The sequence below is a fragment of the Streptomyces melanosporofaciens genome (genome assembly GCF_900105695.1).
Taxonomy (GTDB): Bacteria; Actinomycetota; Actinomycetes; order Streptomycetales; family Streptomycetaceae; genus Streptomyces; species Streptomyces antimycoticus.
In genome coordinates this window covers 3,503,545-3,520,728 of record NZ_FNST01000002.1, presented here as the reverse complement: position 1 = coordinate 3,520,728, position 17,184 = coordinate 3,503,545, and the positions used below count along the sequence as shown (strand labels likewise).

Here is a 17,184-nt window from a genome sequence, read left to right as displayed (position 1 = left end):
CAGCGCCGGAAGCGGCCCGCCGCGGTGCACGTTGTACGAGGACGGCATAAGCGGTCGGCGTGCCGTACAGACCTGTGGATCCTCGTGTTCGCCACCCACCCGGACCGCGCGATCACGCTGTTTCACGATCAAGCCGAGGCCCTCGCCGACCGGGCACCGCGGCAGCTCTTCCTCGACTACGGCCACTGGCAGCGGCTCGACGCACTCATTCGCGCACAACTGAACGCGTGACTCAGCGCATACGGACGCACGGACCCCGCTTGCGTGCGGAAATCAGCCGACCCGGCCGTGCATGGAGTCAAGCCTGCTTCCGTCCTGGCCCTGGTCCTGGGCGAGGGCGAGGGGCAGCGTCGATTCATGGCGTGCGGTATGCCGCAGCCATCATGCCCAGGCCCGGTCGTGGCAACAACCGGTCGCGGCAACAACCGCATCCCGCAGGCCAGTTCCCTGAAGCCCGCTAGCCGCGGTCCGGGCTTGGTGCGGCAGGGCTGTCCGGGGTCGTCGATTCGGCGTTCGGTTCGGCGTTCGGTTCGGCGTTCATGTGGAGGATGTCGCGGGCCTGTTCCGTGGCGCGGGCGAGGCTTTCGGCGACGAAGTCGAGGAAGCGGGCGACGTTCTCCAGACGGATGGCGGCCGGGGTGCCGGGGCCGAGGATGCCGACGCCCTGGCGTGAGATCTCGACCTGCTGGGTGAGGGCGCGGACGCTGGCGGCCATCGACTGGTACCAGAGGTTGTCGTCGATGACGTAGCGCTCCCGGCGGCGTTCGTCGCGTTCCCTGCGGACGAGGGACTGGCTCTCCAGGAAGGCGATCGATTTGGAGATGGACGCCGGGCTGACCTGAAGGCGCTGGACCAGTTCAGCGGCGGTCATGCTGCCGGAGTCGGTGGTGAGGAGGCAGACCATCACCCGCGCCATCATCTTGTTGGACAGGCCCGATTGCATCATGACGGTGGTGAACCGCTCTTCGTACTCGGCCACGGCCTCGGGGTCGCGGCCATGCGGCAGGGTGGCCGGCTCCGCTCCCCGGGACGAGGCGGGCTTGCGCCGGTGGGCGCGGCGTTCGGTGGCGCGGTGGGCCAATTCCGCGCGGTAGCCGGTGGGGCCGCCGTTGCGCATCACCTCACGCGTGACCGTCGAGGTCGGACGCTCCAGACGGCGGGCGATCTCGGCGTAGGGGAGGTTGTCGGCCAGCCCCAGCGCGATCTGCTGACGGTCCTTCTGGGTGAGCCTGCCGCCCGGCATCGCGCCCTCCTTCACATGTTGTCCGATGCCCCAGCATAGCGTTCACGCGCATTCCATTGCAACGTTCGGGCGAGCTCGCGTTGCATTATCTTCAGAACCATCGCAACGATTATTGGGTTTCTAGCTGCGGCAATGCCATTTCTATGCAACGACTTCGTTGCCAACTTCATGAACGCAACGTAGCTTTTCCAATGTTGGAAACAACGAGTCGCAAGGAGAGCACGATGCGAAAGTTCGAGACCCCCGCCCCGATCGCCGCCGTCCTGGACATCCCCGCGGGGCGCGTGCAGATCATCGCCGCCGATCGCGCCGACACCGCGGTCGAGGTCCGGCCCACCAACGCCTCGAAGAGCCGCGACGTGAGGGCGGCGGAGCAGACCACCATCGGGTACGCCGACGGAGCGCTGCGGATCGAGGTCCCGGTGAAGAACCCGTCCCTCGGCCCCTCCGGATCCATCGAGGTGACCGTCCAACTGCCCGCCGGTTCCCGGGTCGAGGCGAAGGCGGCGAGCACCGAGTTCCGGGCCGTCGGCCGCCTCGGCGACATCGCCTTCGACGGCGCGTACCGCCAGATCAAGATCGATGAGGCCGCGAGTGTCCGCCTCACCGCGGTCGACGGCGACGTCGAGATCGGCCGGCTCAACGGACCCGCGGAGATCAGCACCGCGAGGGGTGACATCCGGATCGCCGAGGCCGTGCGCGGCAAGGTCGTGCTGAGCACCCAGCAGGGCGACATCTCGGTTACCACCGCCGCCGGCGTCTCGGCCTCCCTGGATGCCGGTACCTCCTACGGCCGCGTCAGCAACGACCTCAAGAACCACGGCACCACCGAACTCGACATTCACGCGACCACCTCTCAGGGCGACATCGCCGCCCGCAGCCACTGACCCCACAACCTCTGACCCCGAGCCTCCGATCCGCGGCTTCCCGAAGGAGCACCCCTCATGACCAGCTTGGCCATCGCGGCGAACGGGCTGCGCAAGTCCTACGGCGACAAGGTCGTGCTCGACGGCATCGACCTGGCGGTGCCGGCCGGCACGGTCTTCTCCCTGCTCGGCCCGAACGGTGCCGGCAAGACCACCGCCGTCAAGATCCTCTCCACCCTCATCAGCGCCGACGGCGGCGAGCTGCGCGTCGCCGGCCACGACCTGGCGGCCGACCCGCAGGCGGTGCGGGCCGCGATCGGTGTCACCGGGCAGTTCTCCGCCGTCGACGGGCTGATCACCGGTGAGGAGAACATGCTCCTCATGGCGGACCTGCACCATCTCCCCAGGCGCGAGGGGCGGCGGGTCGCCACCGAGCTGCTGGAGCGGTTCGACCTGGTCGAGGCCGCGAAAAAGCCCGCCGCCGGCTACTCCGGCGGGATGAAGCGCCGCCTGGACATCGCCATGACGCTGGTCGGCAGCCCGCGGATCATCTTCCTCGACGAGCCGACCACCGGACTGGACCCGCGCAGCCGCCACACCATGTGGGGCATCATCCGCGCGCTGGTCTCCGACGGCGTCACCGTCTTCCTCACCACCCAGTACCTGGACGAGGCCGATGAACTCGCCGACCGCATCGCGGTGCTGAGCGACGGCAAGATCGCCGCCGAGGGCAGCGCCGACGAGCTGAAGCGGCTCATCCCCGGCGGGCATGTGCGGCTGCGCTTCACCGACCCGGCCGCCTACCACTCCGCCTCCGCCGCGCTGCGCGAGGTGACACGGGACGACGAGGCGCTGTCGCTGCAGATCCCCAGCGACGGCAGCCAGCGCGAACTGCGCTCCCTTCTCGACTGGCTGGACTCGGTCGGCGTCGAGGCCGACGAGCTGACCGTGCACACTCCCGACCTCGACGACGTGTTCTTCGCCCTGACCGGCTCCACCGTGCCCGCCCAGAACAACCAGCCCAAGGAGAACGTCCGATGAGCGCCCTCTCACTTGCCGTCCGCGACTCGGCCACGATGCTGCGCCGCAACCTGCTGCACGCCCGCCGCTATCCGTCGCTGACCCTGAACCTGCTGCTCACACCGGTCATGCTGCTTCTGCTCTTCGTCTACCTCTTCGGCGACACGATGAGCGCGGGCATCGCCGGCAGCGGCGCCGACCGCTCCGACTACATCGCCTACGTCGTCCCCGGCATCCTGCTGATGACCATCGGTTCCACTGTCATCGGGGCCGCGGTGTCCGTCGCCACCGACATGTCCGAAGGGATCGTCGCCCGCTTCCGCACCATGGCCATCCACCGCGGATCCGTGCTCATCGGGCACGTCATCGGCAGCGTGCTGCAGTCCATCGCCAGCGTGGTCCTCGTCGGCACCATCGCCGTGGCCATCGGCTTCCGCTCCACGGACGCCACCGCCCTGGAGTGGCTCGCGGCGTTCGGACTGCTGGTGCTCTTCGCCCTGGCCCTCACCTGGATCGCGGTCGGGATGGGCATGGCCAGCCCGAACGCCGAAGCGGCCAGCAACAGCGCGATGCCGCTGATCCTGCTGCCGCTCATCTCCAGCGCCTTCATCCCGATCGACTCGATCCCGGGCTGGTTCCAGCCCATCGCCGAGTACCAGCCGTTCACCCCGGCCATCGAGACCCTGCGCGGTCTGCTGCTCGGCACCGAAATCGGCCACACCGGGTGGCTCGCCCTCGCCTGGTCCATCGGCCTGACCGGGCTGGGCTACCGCTGGTCGACGGCGTCGTTCAAGCGCGACCCGAAGTAACCGGCATGAGCCCGCGGGCCATCTCCCGCACCTCGTCCCACCAGGGGCGGCGTCCACCGACACCATGTCGCGGACGCCGCCCCTTCGGCGTTCCCGCCCTCGGCCGGGTGCCCTCGGAAGGGCCCGTGAGGGGCAGGCCACTGTGGGGCCCGGAGAGGGTTTTGCCCACCCTGAGGCGGCTGATTCTTTTCGACGACACGTTCGGTCACCCCGAGCTGGCCAGGAGTGCACCATGACCACCTCCACCGATGTGGAGCCCCGCCCGGCGGAGGCCCCCATGGGAGGCCGTCTGCGGGCCTGGCTGCTGCGGGGCCTGTCCGATATGGCCAAACAGCAACCCGGACCGCATGCCCAGGTCCCCGGGGGCACCGGGGGCAGCGCTGGTGGCGGGTGATGTGCCTGACCGGCGTGGACTACTTCTCCACCTCGGCTACCAGCCCGGTATCGCCGCCCTCGCCGCCGGGCTGCTGTCCCCCGTCGCCACCGTCGTGCTGGTGGCCGTGACCCTGGCCGGGGCGCTGCCGGCGTACCGGCGGGTGGCCAAGGAGAGCCCGCATGGCGAGGGGTCGATCGCGGCCGGACCACCGGGACGCGGCCGAGTACCGCGACAAGATCCAGCAGATCCGGGCCGACAACGACATCCCGGACGACGAGGACCTGATCTTCGTCGAGGTCACCGTCCGCGACCCGTCCGACTTCGAATCGGCGCCGCGCGTGCATGGCGAGGTGCTGCACGGCCGCTACCGCGTCCTGACCCTGGACGGCTCCAGCATCCCCGACTCGCTGGCCGCGCTGCTGCTGCACGTACGGGAGGTGACCGGATGCAGGCCGCATATCTACGTCGACTGGACCGAGGGCAGCCCCTTCGCCCAGTTCCTGCGGTTCATCCTGTTCGGCCGGGGAGAGGTCGCCCCCGTCACCCGGGAAGTGCTGCGCGAGGCCGAGCCCGACCGGGCCCGGCGGCCCCACGTCCATGTCGGCTGAGCGCCGGGGTTCCGTCACACGGGCGAACGGCGCGCGTGGCGGATCGTTCGCCGGGGTTCCGTCACACGGGCGAACGGCGCGCGTGGCGAATCGTCAACCGGCCGAATCCCATGGTCCCGGAGATCCGGATCCTCGGCCCGCCGGGGCCGGAGTGCCGCCGGGGCTTGTAGCGCGTGTCCTTCCACCCGGTGTGCAGACCCTCGAGATCGACGATCGCGTCCCGCGGCACCGTGATCTTGGCCCTGCCGGTGCCGAGTTGCAGCTCGATGTCCACGACCGGATGGTCGATGACCGCCCGGGACAGGTCCAGGCGCACCCTTCCGAACGCGGACGCGACCTTGAGGACCCGAGGCACGTGCCAGGCGCCGCGCCGCTTGATCCGCCCGCCGGCGGCGGCAATCGTGGACGTCCTGCCCGCGTTCTCCTCCGGGAGCGAGGCCAGAGCCGACGCCAGTTCGCCGCGCGTCTTGGCGGTGAGCACCCGCTGGAGGCGCTCGTCCATGTCCTCGTGCGCGATGTGCCCTTCGGCGTACGCCTCCTGCACGCGCCGCACGGCCGCGTCGCGGTCGTCTTCGCTGACGAGTAACGGCGGGTCTTCCGGCAGGGAAGTCACCGTTTCACTCTACTGGCGCGCCGTCGATACGCAGGTGGGTCAGCCGGTTTGTGATCGCGTCAGCGCTTCGTTAGCGGAGCGCCAAGGGAACGGTAGCGGCCACCGGCAAGGTGAGTGGCACACCGAGCGAAACGTCGCCGGGAGCACGACACCACTGATGACGAAGAAGGTCTTCCCATGCTTATCAGCCGCCCCCGGGTCCGTATGTTCGCCGGTGCCAGCCTGCTGGTGACTGCCGCGATGTTCGCCACCGCCTGCCAGTCGGACGAGACGAGCAGTGGGTCCGGTGACTCGTCCGCCTCCGCCAAGGCCACGACCGGGGCCACGGCCGATGCCGCGGGCGACAAGGACAGCGCCGGCGGCTCGTCGGCCAAGACCCCCGGTGCGAAGGACAAGGGAGCCCAGGACGGCTCCGGTGCCGACACCGGCAACGGCGAGCGCGGCAAGGTCGGGCAGGTGTGCGGGGCCAACGACATTTCCTGGAGCACCCGGGACGAGTCGCAGGCCGGCGGATACATCCTGGTCATGGCGAAGGCCAAGGCGGGGATCACCTGTGTGCTGCCCGCCGCGCTTCCCACGGTGGCCTTCGGGTCGGACGGCACCGAGGCGGGCCCCGCGGAGCAGTCCGTGGGACCCGCGGTCACGTTGAGCGGGAGCACCACCGCCTATGCCGGGGTGAACCCGAAGACCACCAACGACAACAACGGCAAGGAACTGGACAGCATCATCGTCGCCGTCGGCGATGAGGACGCCAACCCGGTCTCCCTGCCGGTCGGCACCATCACCGTCGACAGGCCCGTCGTCACCAACTGGCACACCTCCCCGGCGGACGCCGTCCCCTTCGGCGGCGGAACGGACCAGTAACCGGCAGGCCACCCCATGCCGGTGAAGGTGACCCTCGCACTTCGCAGTAACGACGTCAGGAGTTCGCAGATGCTTCGCAAACGGTCACGTCTGATCGCCGCGCCGATCGCGGCTGTCGCTCTGACCCTGACCATCGCCGGATACCACGCCAGTGCGGCCGGGTCGTCGCCTTCGGGCGGCGCGGAACGGTCCGGCAAGGTCAGCGAGGCGACGGGCCCCTGTCTGGCCGACGCCACGACGCTGATCGGCGATCTCGACGGCGACGGCCACCCGGACAAGATCTCGAACCCCGGGCACACCGGCACCAAGATGACCATCCAGTGGGGCGCCGCGGACGGCTCGTTCGGCGAGAAGCAGGCCGTCAGCGCACTTCTCGGCGCGAAGAAGGGGGAGGTCGCGACCGCCGCGGTCGCCGACTTCCGCGACGACGGCACCCTGGACATGGTCGTCAACATCGTCGAGCCGGCCGACGGGGACGACGCCTCGACCGCGCGCGTCGCGGAATACCGCCCCGGCCCGCTCGCACGGACGGACCTGAGCTCCGCCGACGCCCGGCACTCCGACATCGGCGACCAGGGCGAGGCCCAGCAGCTTCGCATCGCCAACTACGGCGACGACCCGTACCCGGACCTCGCGATCCTCAACAACCCCGGTGACGGGCAGCTTGATCGGGACGTGCGCCTGTCGACCGCGGGCAGCGGCCCGGGGGACTACGACTACGCGACGCAGCAGAAGTACGGGGAGTTCGGCAGCACGGCCGAGCCGCCGGCCATGCCCGGCGACGGCTGGAAGCACTTCTACAAGCCCTGCGCCTGACCCCACCCCGGCGCACGCTCCAGGGCCAGGTCCCGATCCCGGGACCTGGCCCTGTCCCGTCCACCGATCGGTGGACGGGAAGTTCAACCGGGCACCTCTGTCGGCCAACCGCGTCGGCCAGCAACGCTTTTGGCCATGAACTCATTCACTGTGCGCATGGCGCGTTGGAGCGCTCGGCACCCCTGGCGGGCCACCGTCGGCTGGCTGGTGTTCGTGGCGCTGTGCCTGGGGATCGGCAGTGCCGTCGGCACCCACAGCGCGACCACGGCCGACTACCGGGTCGGCGAGGCCGGGCGGGCGGAGGCGATGGCCGTCGAGGGGGGTCTGGAGCGCAGGGCCGCCGAACAGGTGCTGATCTCTTCCCGGTCGGGCCCCCTCGGCCGGGACGCGGCCGAGGCCGCGGCCAGGGACCTGACCGCGCGGATGCAGCGGCTACCCGAGGTCGCGGGCGTCGCCGATCCGCTGCTCTCCGAGGATCGCCGGATCCTCATGGTCGAGGTGGCGCTGAAGGGCGAGGAGCGGGACGCCAAGGACAAGGTCGACGCGCTGGCCGAACAGACCGACGCGGTGGGGAAGGCGTATCCGGCGCTGCGGCTGGAGGAGACCGGGAGTCCCTCCATCAGCAAGGGAGTCGACCAGCAGCGCGGCGACGACCTGGCGCTCTCCGAGAAGATCACACTTCCCATCACCCTGATCACCCTGTTGGTCGTCTTCGGATCCGTGACCATGGCGGGGGTGCCGCTGCTGCTCGCGCTGTCGTCCATCGCGGCGGCCGTCGGGCTTTCGATGGTGGCCTCACATGTCTCCCCCGACGCCGGGGTCGGCACGAACGTCATCCTGATGATCGGCCTCGCGGTCGGCGTCGACTACACGCTCTTCTACCTCAAACGGGAGCGCGAGGAGCGCGCCCGCTCGGGCGGCCGGCTGAGCTCCGAGGCGCTGGTGGACATGGCCGCGGCGACTTCCGGCCGGGCGGTCGTGATCTCCGGACTCGCGGTCGTGGCCTCCACCGCGACCCTGTATTTCGCCTCCGACGTCATCTTCTCCTCACTCGCCACCGGCACGATCGTGGTCGTCCTGGTCGCGGTGGCCAGTTCGCTGACGGCGCTGCCCGCGCTGCTGGTCAAGCTCGGACAGCGGGAGGAGCGCAGGGCGCGGCGCCGCGTTGAGCGGGGAAAGCCCGCGCGCCGGACCCGGGGCGACAGCGGGGGCCGCGTATGGGCCGCTCTGCTGCGCCCCGCGAGCCGGCATCCGCTGGCCACCCTGTGCGTCTCGGTTTTCGCCCTACTCGCGCTCGTCACCCCGTTGGCCGGGTTGAAGATCACGGAGATGAGCCGGGACACCCACTCCCGCGACATCGCCGCGATGCGGGTGTACGACCGGCTCAACGCGGCGTTCCCGGAGCAGCGGGTCACCCACCAGGTCGTCGTACGGGCCGACGCCGCGCGCTCCGGCGAGGTCGGCGGGGCGCTGCGCGAGCTGGCCCGGCGCGCCGACGCCGACCCGCTGTTCGCCGGCGCCGACCCGAAGTCCGGCGGCACCGACCCGAAGCCCGCCGCCACCGACCCGAAGTCCGCCGGCGCCTCGCGCATCCGGACCTCCGCCGACCACCGGATCAGTGTGCTCGAGTTGAAGGTGCCGTACCTGGGCAACTCCGACCAGGCGTACGACTCCCTCGACCACCTGCGGGAGGACTATCTGCCCGCCACCGTCGGCCGGGTCGAGGGGGCGGAGTTCGGAGTGAGCGGGGACGTCGCCCGGTACGCCGACTATCCCGCTCACCAGAACAGCAAACTCCCGCTGGTGCTCGGGGCGTTGTTGCTGGTGACCTTCGCGATGACGACGTACGCGTTCCGCTCGGTGGTGCTGGGCCTGATCGGTGTCGTACTGAATCTGCTGTCCGCGGCGGCGGCGCTCGGACTGCTCGTCCTGGTCTTCCAGGGGACCTGGGCCGAGGGGCTGCTGGACTTCCACTCCACGGGTTCGATCGGATCGCGCGTACCGCTGTTCCTCTTCGTGATCCTCTTCGGGCTCTCGATGGACTACCAGGTGTTCGTAGTGAGCCGGATCAGGGAGGCCGTCCTCGCGGGCGTGCCCACACGGCAGGCCGTGCTCGAGGGGATCCGCAGGTCGGCGAGTGTGGTGACGAGTGCTGCGGTGGTGATGACGACCGTCTTCGTGAGTTTCGTCTTCCTCCACATCATCGAGATGAAGCAGATCGGCTTCGTCCTCGCGGCGGCCGTGCTGCTCGATGCCTTCATCGTGCGGATCATGGTCCTGCCGTCGGCGATGCTGCTGCTCGGTGAGGCGAGCTGGTGGCCCTCGCGGACGGCGGGGCGGACGGCGGCGGCCTCGGCTCACCTGGCCGACGGGCGACCGGTGGTCGACGTACGTTGATCGGTATGACCGCTCTCGCCAGCCCCCTGGCCGACGCCTTCTGGGCCACTTCGCTGCGCCGGTGGAACGCCGTGTGCTGGGTCCTGTTCGCCGCGATGGCCGTCGGGCTGGTGACGACGGCTCCGGCCGGGGGGAGCAAGTACCGGGCGGTCGCGCTTCTGGGCTGTGTGGTGCTGTGCTACGCGGTGCTCGACCGCTTCCCGGGGAATCCTGTCGTACGTCCGCGGGTCTACCTCTCGGTACTCGTGCTCGGGCTCGGCGGGCTGGCCTATCTGGGCAGCAGCTATGCGGCGCTGTTCATGGTGACGCTGCCGCACTACTGGATGTTCGGGCGCACACCGCGGGCCTCGATGGGGTTCCTCGGGGTGGCCGCCGCCGCCACGCTGGCGGGGAGTCTGGTCCGGCAGGGCTGGTCGGCGGAGTTCTTCGGCGAGACGCTGATGTCCACCCTGATCGTGGTCGCGGTGGGCGTGCTGATCGGCCTGTGGGCGCACTCGGTCGTCGCGCAGAGCAGTGAACGGGCCCGGCTGATCGAGGAGTTGGAGCGCACGCAGGCACAGCTCTCCGAGGCCCACCAGCGACAGGGCGCGGCGGACGAACGGGAACGCATCGCACGCGACATCCACGACACGCTCGCACAGGGCTTCGCGTCGATCATCGTGCTCGCGGAGGCGGCCCAGGCGGGCATTGACCACGCTCCGGCGACCAGCGCCCAGCAACTGCGGTCGATCGAGTCCACCGCCCGGGAAAACCTCGCCGAGGCGCGGGAGTTGGTCGGCTCGGCGGGGCAGCCGGGTCCGGGCCAGGTGGCGGCCGGTTCGGTGGCGCTGACGCTGCGCCGTACGCTGGACCGCTTCGCGGAGGACACCGGACTGACGGTGGACGCCGACCTGGCCGACCTGGAGTGCGACCAGCAGACCCGTATCGCGCTGCTGCGCTGCACCCAGGAATCCCTGGCCAACGTGCGCAAACACGCGCGCGCGTCCATGGTCGGCGTGGTGCTGGTACGGCGTCCGCACGGAGTGGAGCTGGAGATCACCGACGATGGAACCGGGTTCCGGGTGGCGGAGTCGACGGGCTTCGGACTCGACGGCATGCGCAAGCGACTGGCGGAGCTGGGCGGGAGGCTCACGGTGACGAGTTCGGTGGGCGACGGGACACGGATCCTGGCGATGCTCCCCATGGCGAGCGAGGTGGAGGCATGAGCGAGGCAGGTCTGCGCATCGTCGTGGTGGACGATCACACCGTGATGCGGGCCGGAGTGATCGCCCTGCTCGCCGCCGAGGACAGCATCGAGATCGTCGGCGAGGCGGGCGACGGACGCGCGGCGCTCGATCTCGTCGAGCGGTACGACCCCGATGTGGCCCTGGTCGATTTGCGGATGCCCGTGCTCGACGGGGTGGCGACGACGGCCGGGATCGTCGCCCGGTATCCGCGTACCCGGGTGCTGATCCTGACGACGTACGACACCGACACGGAGATCGAGCGCGGGGTGGAGGCCGGTGCCATCGGCTATCTGCTCAAGGACACCACCCGTGAGCAACTCGTCGACGCCATCCACGCGGCGGCGCGGGGCGAGACGGTGCTCGCTCCCCGGGTCGCCGAGAAGCTGGTCGGGCGGCTGCGGCGGCCCGTTCAGGAGCCGCTGACCGACCGCGAGACCGAGGTCCTGGGCGCCGTGGCGGACGGCCTCACCAACGCCGAGATCGGACGGCGCCTCGTGATCGCCGAGGCCACGGTGAAGACGCATCTGCTGCGCCTGTTCGCCAAGCTCGATGTGAACGACCGGACGCGGGCGGTGGTGGTGGCCATGGAGCGGGGGCTTCTGCGGCGGCCTTAGAGTGCGCCGCCGTCCTTGTACGTCGCGGCGCCCTGCGGCAGCGGGCCCCCTCACCGCTCGTCGGGCGTTGCCTCAAAGATGCGCTTCCGGTAGTGGATCCGGTCGTACGCGCCGTCCTGGCGGCGCTCGGTCACCTCGTACCCGTACCTCGGGTAGATCTCCTGGTTCTCCCACATGGCGGCGTTGGTGTAGAGCCGGATCTCCGGGAGGCCGAGAGCGCGGGCGTGCAGGTCGGCGAAGGCGAGCAGGCGCCTGCCCACGCCCTGTCGGTGCGCGCCCGGATCCACGGCGATGCTCTCCAGGACGAGATGGTCGGGCTCGGCCACCAGGACCAGCACCCCCACGACCGGGTCGCCGGTGACGAAGACGCGCCCCGCCGCGATGTCGGCCGCGTGGTCCGCGTCCATGGGCGCGGGGCGGAGGCCGATCCGGGCGACGTAGGGACGGTACGCCGCGTCGGTGACGGCCCTTACCGCGTCAACGTCGGCTGGGGTCGCGGGGCGGATGCGGTCGTCCATGCCCCACAGTCTGGCGCACGGCTCAGCCCGGCTGGGCCTGGGTGCCCCGTCGGGTCTGGGCCAGCCACTCCGGCGCCGGCGCGGCGTCGTCGTACGCGTCGTGCCAGTTCCACCATTCGTACGGCGGAGTCTTGGGGTAGTCCTTCGGCGAGTCCTCCCACTCCTCCTGCCGCCCGAGCGCGGTCATGTCGAGGTAGCTCCAGGTGCTCCCCAGCGCCTCGTCACCGCGGGCGTTGATGAAGTAGGTGCGGAATACGCGGTCGCCATCGCGGATGAACGCGTTCGTGCCGTGCCACTCGTCCACACCGAAGTCGGCGTCGAAGTCGTCGGTGATCGTGTACCAGGGCATCGTCCAGCCCATCCGCGCCTTCACCTGCTCGATCTCCTGCTGCGGCGCGCGCGAGGCGAAGACGAGGGTGGTGTCGCGGGCGTTGAGATGAGCGAGGTGGCCCACGTGGTCGGCGACCATGGAGCAGCCGCGGCAGGCGTGCTCGGGCCAGCCGTAGACGACGGGCTCGAAGAAGGCGCGGTAGAGGATCAGCTGACGACGCCCCTGGAACAGGTCGAGCAGACTCACCCGGCCCTCGGGACCCTCGAACGCGTACTCCTTCTCCACCGCCAGCCACGGCATCCGCCGGCGCTTGGCGGCCAGTGCGTCACGGGCGCGGGTGAGCTGCTTCTCCTCCCCGAGCAGTTCCTGACGCGCGGCCTCCCACTCCTGCGACGAGACGATCGGAGGTGTTTTCATCGTGACGTTCACCTTCCAGTTCGGTCCGAGCTCCTGCGCTGGGCCAGGGGAACGTGAGCCGGGTGCTGCTCAGCAGGCTCCCCGCGTCCACCCTCCAGGGTCGGCCGTCACCGGCGAGGGCGCACGCCGGTGCACCAGAAATCAAACGTACGATCGATATCGATCGAGCGCATGACTCCCGGCGCTCATAGCAGAGCCCCAGGCCGGCGGCCCGGGGTTGCTTTGCTGTCGGTTGTCTACTTGCCGGTGCCGACGGGGTCCACCTTGATGTCGGAGGCGGAGCCGTCGGTGACGGGGACGTTGATGCTGACGGGCAGGGAGTGCGAGTGGGTCTCGTTGGGCGGGGTGACGACGAGCGTGGTGAAGGTCTCGCCGGAGCCACCGGAGGTGTTCGGCGGGTAGTAGAGCGTGAAGCGGGTCTCCGCACCCGGCTTGACGCTCGTCTTCGGCGCCGCGAGGTCGCTGCGCTTGGCGCTCAGGGTGCCGTTCTTGCTCTTCAGGTCGACGCCGGGGAAGCCCTGCAGCGTGCAGGTGGCCGACCCGGTGTTCTTGAGGTCGACGATCAGGGTGCCCTCACCCATGCCGTGGGTGCTGCGGAAGGCGAGCTGCGAGGTCGCGCAGGCATCGGAACCGGCGTTGCCGCCCCCACCGGAGCCCGAGGAACCCGACCCGGAGGAACCGGAGGAGCCACTGTCCGAGGAACCCGAGGAGCCCGAGTCGGAGGAGCCCGAACCGCCGGAGCTGGACGAGGCCGCGGAGGACGAGTCGCCGCCGCTGGCGTCCGCGTTGTCCTGGCACGCGGTCAGACCGAACGCGGCGACTGCGACGACCGCGGCGGCGGCGACCTTGCGAGCGTGACGAAGAGTGATGCGGTGCGACATGAGTCCCTCAGCTGTCGTGAACGTCGTCCCCGTCCCCCGGGGCCGTGACACCAAGTCTGTCCGGCGCCGCTGACGATCGACTAACGCCCCGTTAACGGCCTGGCAACGCTGTGACCTCGGACTTTGTCGTCTGACCGGCTATGGGGCCGTTGTGCCCGCTGCGTGCGCTTTGACCGTCGGAGGCCGTTGGAGGGCCTTTCTCCGGCAGCTCTTCGTCCGCATGAGCGAACCAGGAGAATACGAGCGTGAGTTACAGCGTGTACTGCACCTTCCTCTTTATCTGACCGGGCCCCACAGCCCCCGTGCCTCCCACCACGGTTGAGGCGACGGGCGCCGTGATGCTGCCCGAGGCCCCCCGTTGTGACGGGCCCGGCCGCCGTCAGTTCTCGGAGGCCACTCTCATGCCCGCCACGGGAGAAGTGCGCCGGGCGGGCAAGGTGCGGTCGCACCTCCTCGGACAGGAGTCGTCACCGGCGACGGACCGGCGGGCCCGGGACCTCTACGAGGCATCTCCACGCCTGGCCGCGGCTCGCGCTGTCCCCTCATCGAACAGGCGCGGGGCGCCGCCGGGACGGCGGGGTGGCGGTTTCCTGATCGGGGGGGTGTCGCCGGCACCACCATGCATCCGCCGCCTGACCCCATCGATCCGAAGATCGTGGCGCGAGAGGCTCAAGGAGCACTCACCGCACTCACCGCACCACCCCCAACGGCATACGCCACACGCCACACAGGCCCGATGGCCGCAAGGAGCCCCCCGTGTTCACTCGCCGCAACTCCACCGCCCGCACCAGCACCTCCACCCCGCCGAAGCGGCGGTCGGCACGGTCCATGGTGGCCGCCATGGCGGTCCTCGGCAGCCTCGCCGTGGGTGGCCCGCTCGCATACGCCGGGTCGCAGGACGCGAAGGACGCCAAGCACCACGACGCCGTACAGCAGGACGCGGTGCAGAAGGCCGCGGACAGCCTGGTGCGCGAGGACGGTTTCCCCGCCGCGCTGGCCGCCGTCGACAACGGTGACGGGCGCGTCCGCGACTACACCGCCGGGGTCGGCGACCTCACGACGGGCGAGGACGTGCCGGTCAACGGGCGGGTGCGCGCGGGCAGCAACACCAAGGCGTTCGTCTCGGCGGTCGTGCTCCAGCTGGTCGGCGAGGGCAAGGTCACGCTGGACGCCCCCATCGAGACGTATCTGCCCGGCCTGGTCCGCGGCGAGGGCATCGACGGCAACAAGATCACCGTCCGGCAGCTCCTCCAGCACACCTCCGGCCTGCCGGACTTCGTCCGCCACATGGAGCCCAACGCCTTCACCGCCCGCAACACCTACACCGAACCCCGTGAACTCCTGGACACCGCGCTGGCCCACAAGGCCGACTTCGCCCCCGGCGAGAAGTGGCAGTACAGCAACACCAACTACGTCCTCGCCGGTCTCCTCGTCCAGAAGGTCACCGGCCGCCCGCTGGGAGAGGAGATCACCCACCGGATCATCCGCCCCCTCGGCCTGCACGACACCTACTGGCCCACCACCGGCGAACGCGGCATCCGCGGGCCCCACCCCAAGGGCTACGACACCGCCCGGCCGGGAGCCGAGCTCGCCGACATCACCAAACTGGACCCCTCCAAGGCCTGGGCCGCAGGACAGCTCGTCTCCACCCCCCGCGACCTCAACCGCTATTTCTCCGCCCTCCTCGGCGGCAAGGTCCTGCGCCCGGCCGAACTCGAGGAGATGAAGACCACCGTCAAGGCGGACGGCCCGGCCCCCAACTCCAGCTACGGGCTGGGCCTGATGAAGACCGAGCTGTCCTGCGGCCGCGTCCTGTGGGGCCACGGCGGCGACATCAACGGCTACGAGACCCGCGGCGGCGTCACCGAGGACGGCCGCGCCGTCACCGTCGCCGTCACCGCCCTCCCCACCGCCGTCATCAACGACCAGGCGGAACTCCCGAAGGTCATGCGGCACGTCATGGGTCTGGTGGACACGGCGGCCTGCAAGTAACACCACGACCGCGCGCCGACGCGTCGCGTCCGTTCCGAGCCCCAGGCCGACCGCCTGGGGCTCTTTCTTGCCTGCCATCGACATCCTCTTCCGGGCCACCCGGCCGAGCTCTATCCGTGTCGTGACGGAGAGCATCGCCATGTTCTTGGGCGCGTGGCCCGCCAACCGGCCGGTTCGGTCCCTGCAAGCTTTCCGCAAGGGGTCGGCAAGCCTTCTGTCCGTCGGGCCGGGCAGAGGACGGACGCGAGACCCACGAAAGTCGATGCCCGAAATCCGCATGAGAGATCAACCGGGGGGCGCCATGTCGGCGTTGAGCACGATCGCAGAGTCTTCGTCAGACGAGCCACGCCAGTGGTTCACACTGGTGGAACGCAAGAAAGTACTGGCCGTCGTCCACACCGTCACCTACGCCAAGCGACTTCTCGAGGTCCTGTCGCTGCTGGAGGCCGACTTCCGGCTCCAAGTGGTATTCACCACGCCACCCCACGTCTTCGGGGACGAAGTACCGCGTTTCCTCCAACAGCTGGGAAGCCCCGTACTTCCCTGGACAGAGGCCACCCACATGACGTTCGACCTCGCGGTGGCAGCAGGACCGCGTGGGGTGGAGCAGGTGCAAGGACCCCTGATCACGATGCCGCACGGCGCCAACTACCTGAAACGCCTGCCGGGGATGTCGGACGCCGGCGTGGCGGGGCTCCGCAGGCGGGACCTCATGCCCGGCGGCAAGCCGCCAGCTGCCGTAGTCGTACCGCATCACGCTGACCTGCGAGAGCTGGGCCGTCATTGCCCCGAGGCGCTTGAGCTGGCGCATGTGGTCGGCGACCCCGCGCACGACCGGATCGCCGCGAGCCTGTCGCGGCGCACCTCATATCGTCGTGCGCTGGGTCTCGCAGACGGGGAGCGGCTGGTGCTCGCCGTCTCCACCTGGGGTCCTCACTCGTTCTTCGGCCGTTTCGAGATGTTGCTGCCACGCATGGTCGGAGAGCTTCCCTCCGGGCGGTTCCGTACGGCCATCCTTGTCCACCCCAACGTTTGGTCGGGCCATGGGCCGTGGCAGGTCAAGACGTGGTTGGCGTGGTGCAGTCGGCTGGGGGTCAGCGTGGTGCCACCGGAGGCAGACTGGCGCAGCGTCTTGATCGCCGCTGACTACATTATCGGCGACCACGGCTCGGTCACCCTCTACGGAACGCTCACCGGAGTGCCGATTCTTTTGACCGGGTCCCCGGAGCCGGAAATCAACCCGAGCTCTCCGGCCGCCACCCTCGCCGTCACCGCGCCGGCGCTGTCCCCAGCTCATCCGCTCCCCGAGCAGCTCGACTACGCCGCAGCCGAATACCGCCCGGAGGAGTACGCCGCGATCGCCGCGCGCATCACCTCCGAGCCCGGCCGCTTCCATCGCAATATGCGGCGGCTGATGTATCGGCTGATGGGATTGGGCCAGCCCGCCCACGAACCGCGGGCGATACCGCTCCCGGAGCCGCCGACACTGCGAACGTGGTCGTCCGATCGTGGGGAGGCATCGGCATGAGGCGCCCGGCCGGGTGTTTCGTCACCGTGGAGTGGTGGGAGGAGGCTCCACCGGATCCAGCGCCG

Annotated in this window: 16 protein-coding genes and 2 pseudogenes; 13 read left to right on the top strand and 5 right to left on the bottom strand. The window is 70.0% G+C overall.

The features are described from left to right. Positions 1-84: 84 nt before the first annotated feature. Positions 85-231 carry a hypothetical protein gene (locus tag BLV72_RS17665; protein ID WP_244320814.1) on the top strand — a complete coding sequence of 49 codons (147 nt, stop codon included), beginning with the start codon at positions 85-87 and terminating at the stop codon, positions 229-231. A gap of 226 nt (positions 232-457) precedes the next feature. Here the strand turns inward: BLV72_RS17665 and BLV72_RS51075 are convergent, their stop codons facing one another. Beyond that, positions 458-1,243, bottom strand: a complete 786-nt coding sequence (locus BLV72_RS51075; RefSeq protein ID WP_093463382.1) for a helix-turn-helix domain-containing protein — start codon at positions 1,241-1,243, stop codon at positions 458-460. A 224-nt stretch (positions 1,244-1,467) separates the two neighbouring features. On the opposite strand from BLV72_RS51075, the gene BLV72_RS17655 reads away from it, so the two are divergent. The 5 genes and pseudogenes from BLV72_RS17655 to BLV72_RS17635 form a co-directional block, all read left to right on the top strand. Next, positions 1,468-2,130, top strand: a complete 663-nt coding sequence (locus BLV72_RS17655) for a DUF4097 family beta strand repeat-containing protein (protein ID WP_093463381.1) — start codon at positions 1,468-1,470, stop codon at positions 2,128-2,130. Positions 2,131-2,187: 57 nt separating this feature from the next. After that, entirely contained in the window at positions 2,188-3,150 is a 963-nt protein-coding gene (locus BLV72_RS17650; protein ID WP_093463379.1) for an ATP-binding cassette domain-containing protein, read from the top strand. After that, positions 3,147-3,938, top strand: coding sequence for an ABC transporter permease (locus BLV72_RS17645; protein ID WP_093463378.1), 792 nt, complete (start codon positions 3,147-3,149; stop codon positions 3,936-3,938). Before BLV72_RS17650 ends, BLV72_RS17645 begins: the two co-directional genes overlap by 4 nt. A 232-nt stretch (positions 3,939-4,170) precedes the next feature. Beyond that, positions 4,171-4,513 (top strand): annotated as a pseudogene (locus BLV72_RS52025) (amino acid transporter); the annotation flags it as partial. Continuing rightward, positions 4,509-4,922, top strand: a pseudogene (locus tag BLV72_RS17635) (amino acid transporter); the annotation flags it as partial. The pseudogenes BLV72_RS52025 and BLV72_RS17635, both read left to right, overlap by 5 nt. A 61-nt stretch (positions 4,923-4,983) precedes the next feature. Here BLV72_RS17635 and BLV72_RS17630 read toward each other — a convergent pair. Beyond that, on the bottom strand, positions 4,984-5,535 hold the full coding sequence (locus BLV72_RS17630) for a DUF1707 SHOCT-like domain-containing protein (protein WP_093463376.1): 552 nt from the start codon (positions 5,533-5,535) through the stop codon (positions 4,984-4,986). A gap of 177 nt (positions 5,536-5,712) precedes the next feature. Between BLV72_RS17630 and BLV72_RS17625 the strand changes: the two genes are divergently transcribed. The 5 genes from BLV72_RS17625 to BLV72_RS17605 all read left to right on the top strand — a co-directional run bounded on the left by BLV72_RS17625 (position 5,713) and on the right by BLV72_RS17605 (position 11,452). Next, entirely contained in the window at positions 5,713-6,399 is a 687-nt protein-coding gene (locus BLV72_RS17625) for a DUF4232 domain-containing protein (protein WP_093463375.1), read from the top strand. A gap of 69 nt (positions 6,400-6,468) precedes the next feature. After that, complete coding sequence (locus tag BLV72_RS17620) at positions 6,469-7,215, top strand: FG-GAP repeat domain-containing protein (protein ID WP_093463374.1); 747 nt, start codon at positions 6,469-6,471, stop codon at positions 7,213-7,215. Between the two features lie 135 nt (positions 7,216-7,350). Next, complete coding sequence (locus tag BLV72_RS17615) at positions 7,351-9,612, top strand: MMPL family transporter (RefSeq protein ID WP_093463372.1); 2,262 nt, start codon at positions 7,351-7,353, stop codon at positions 9,610-9,612. A gap of 5 nt (positions 9,613-9,617) precedes the next feature. Beyond that, complete coding sequence (locus tag BLV72_RS17610; protein ID WP_208905658.1) at positions 9,618-10,817, top strand: sensor histidine kinase; 1,200 nt, start codon at positions 9,618-9,620, stop codon at positions 10,815-10,817. Further along, positions 10,814-11,452, top strand: coding sequence for a response regulator (locus BLV72_RS17605; protein ID WP_093463371.1), 639 nt, complete (start codon positions 10,814-10,816; stop codon positions 11,450-11,452). The genes BLV72_RS17610 and BLV72_RS17605 overlap by 4 nt, the downstream gene beginning before the upstream one ends. 50 nt (positions 11,453-11,502) lie before the next feature. Here the strand turns inward: BLV72_RS17605 and BLV72_RS17600 are convergent, their stop codons facing one another. From BLV72_RS17600 to BLV72_RS17590, 3 genes are all read right to left on the bottom strand, one after another. Then, complete coding sequence (locus tag BLV72_RS17600; protein ID WP_093463369.1) at positions 11,503-11,970, bottom strand: GNAT family N-acetyltransferase; 468 nt, start codon at positions 11,968-11,970, stop codon at positions 11,503-11,505. A 22-nt stretch (positions 11,971-11,992) separates the two neighbouring features. Next, positions 11,993-12,718, bottom strand: coding sequence for a DUF899 domain-containing protein (locus BLV72_RS17595; RefSeq protein WP_093470405.1), 726 nt, complete (start codon positions 12,716-12,718; stop codon positions 11,993-11,995). 236 nt (positions 12,719-12,954) lie between these two features. Then, positions 12,955-13,599 carry a DUF4232 domain-containing protein gene (locus BLV72_RS17590; RefSeq protein ID WP_093463368.1) on the bottom strand — a complete coding sequence of 215 codons (645 nt, stop codon included), beginning with the start codon at positions 13,597-13,599 and terminating at the stop codon, positions 12,955-12,957. 828 nt (positions 13,600-14,427) lie between these two features. Here BLV72_RS17590 and BLV72_RS17585 point away from each other — a divergent pair. After that, positions 14,428-15,591 (top strand): serine hydrolase domain-containing protein, encoded by a 1,164-nt coding sequence (locus BLV72_RS17585; RefSeq protein WP_093470404.1) that lies wholly within the window; start codon positions 14,428-14,430, stop codon positions 15,589-15,591. A gap of 301 nt (positions 15,592-15,892) precedes the next feature. Further along, a complete protein-coding gene (locus BLV72_RS17580; RefSeq protein ID WP_208905655.1) occupies positions 15,893-17,119 on the top strand; it encodes a hypothetical protein in 1,227 nt (408 codons plus the stop codon). Positions 17,120-17,184 lie beyond the last annotated feature (65 nt).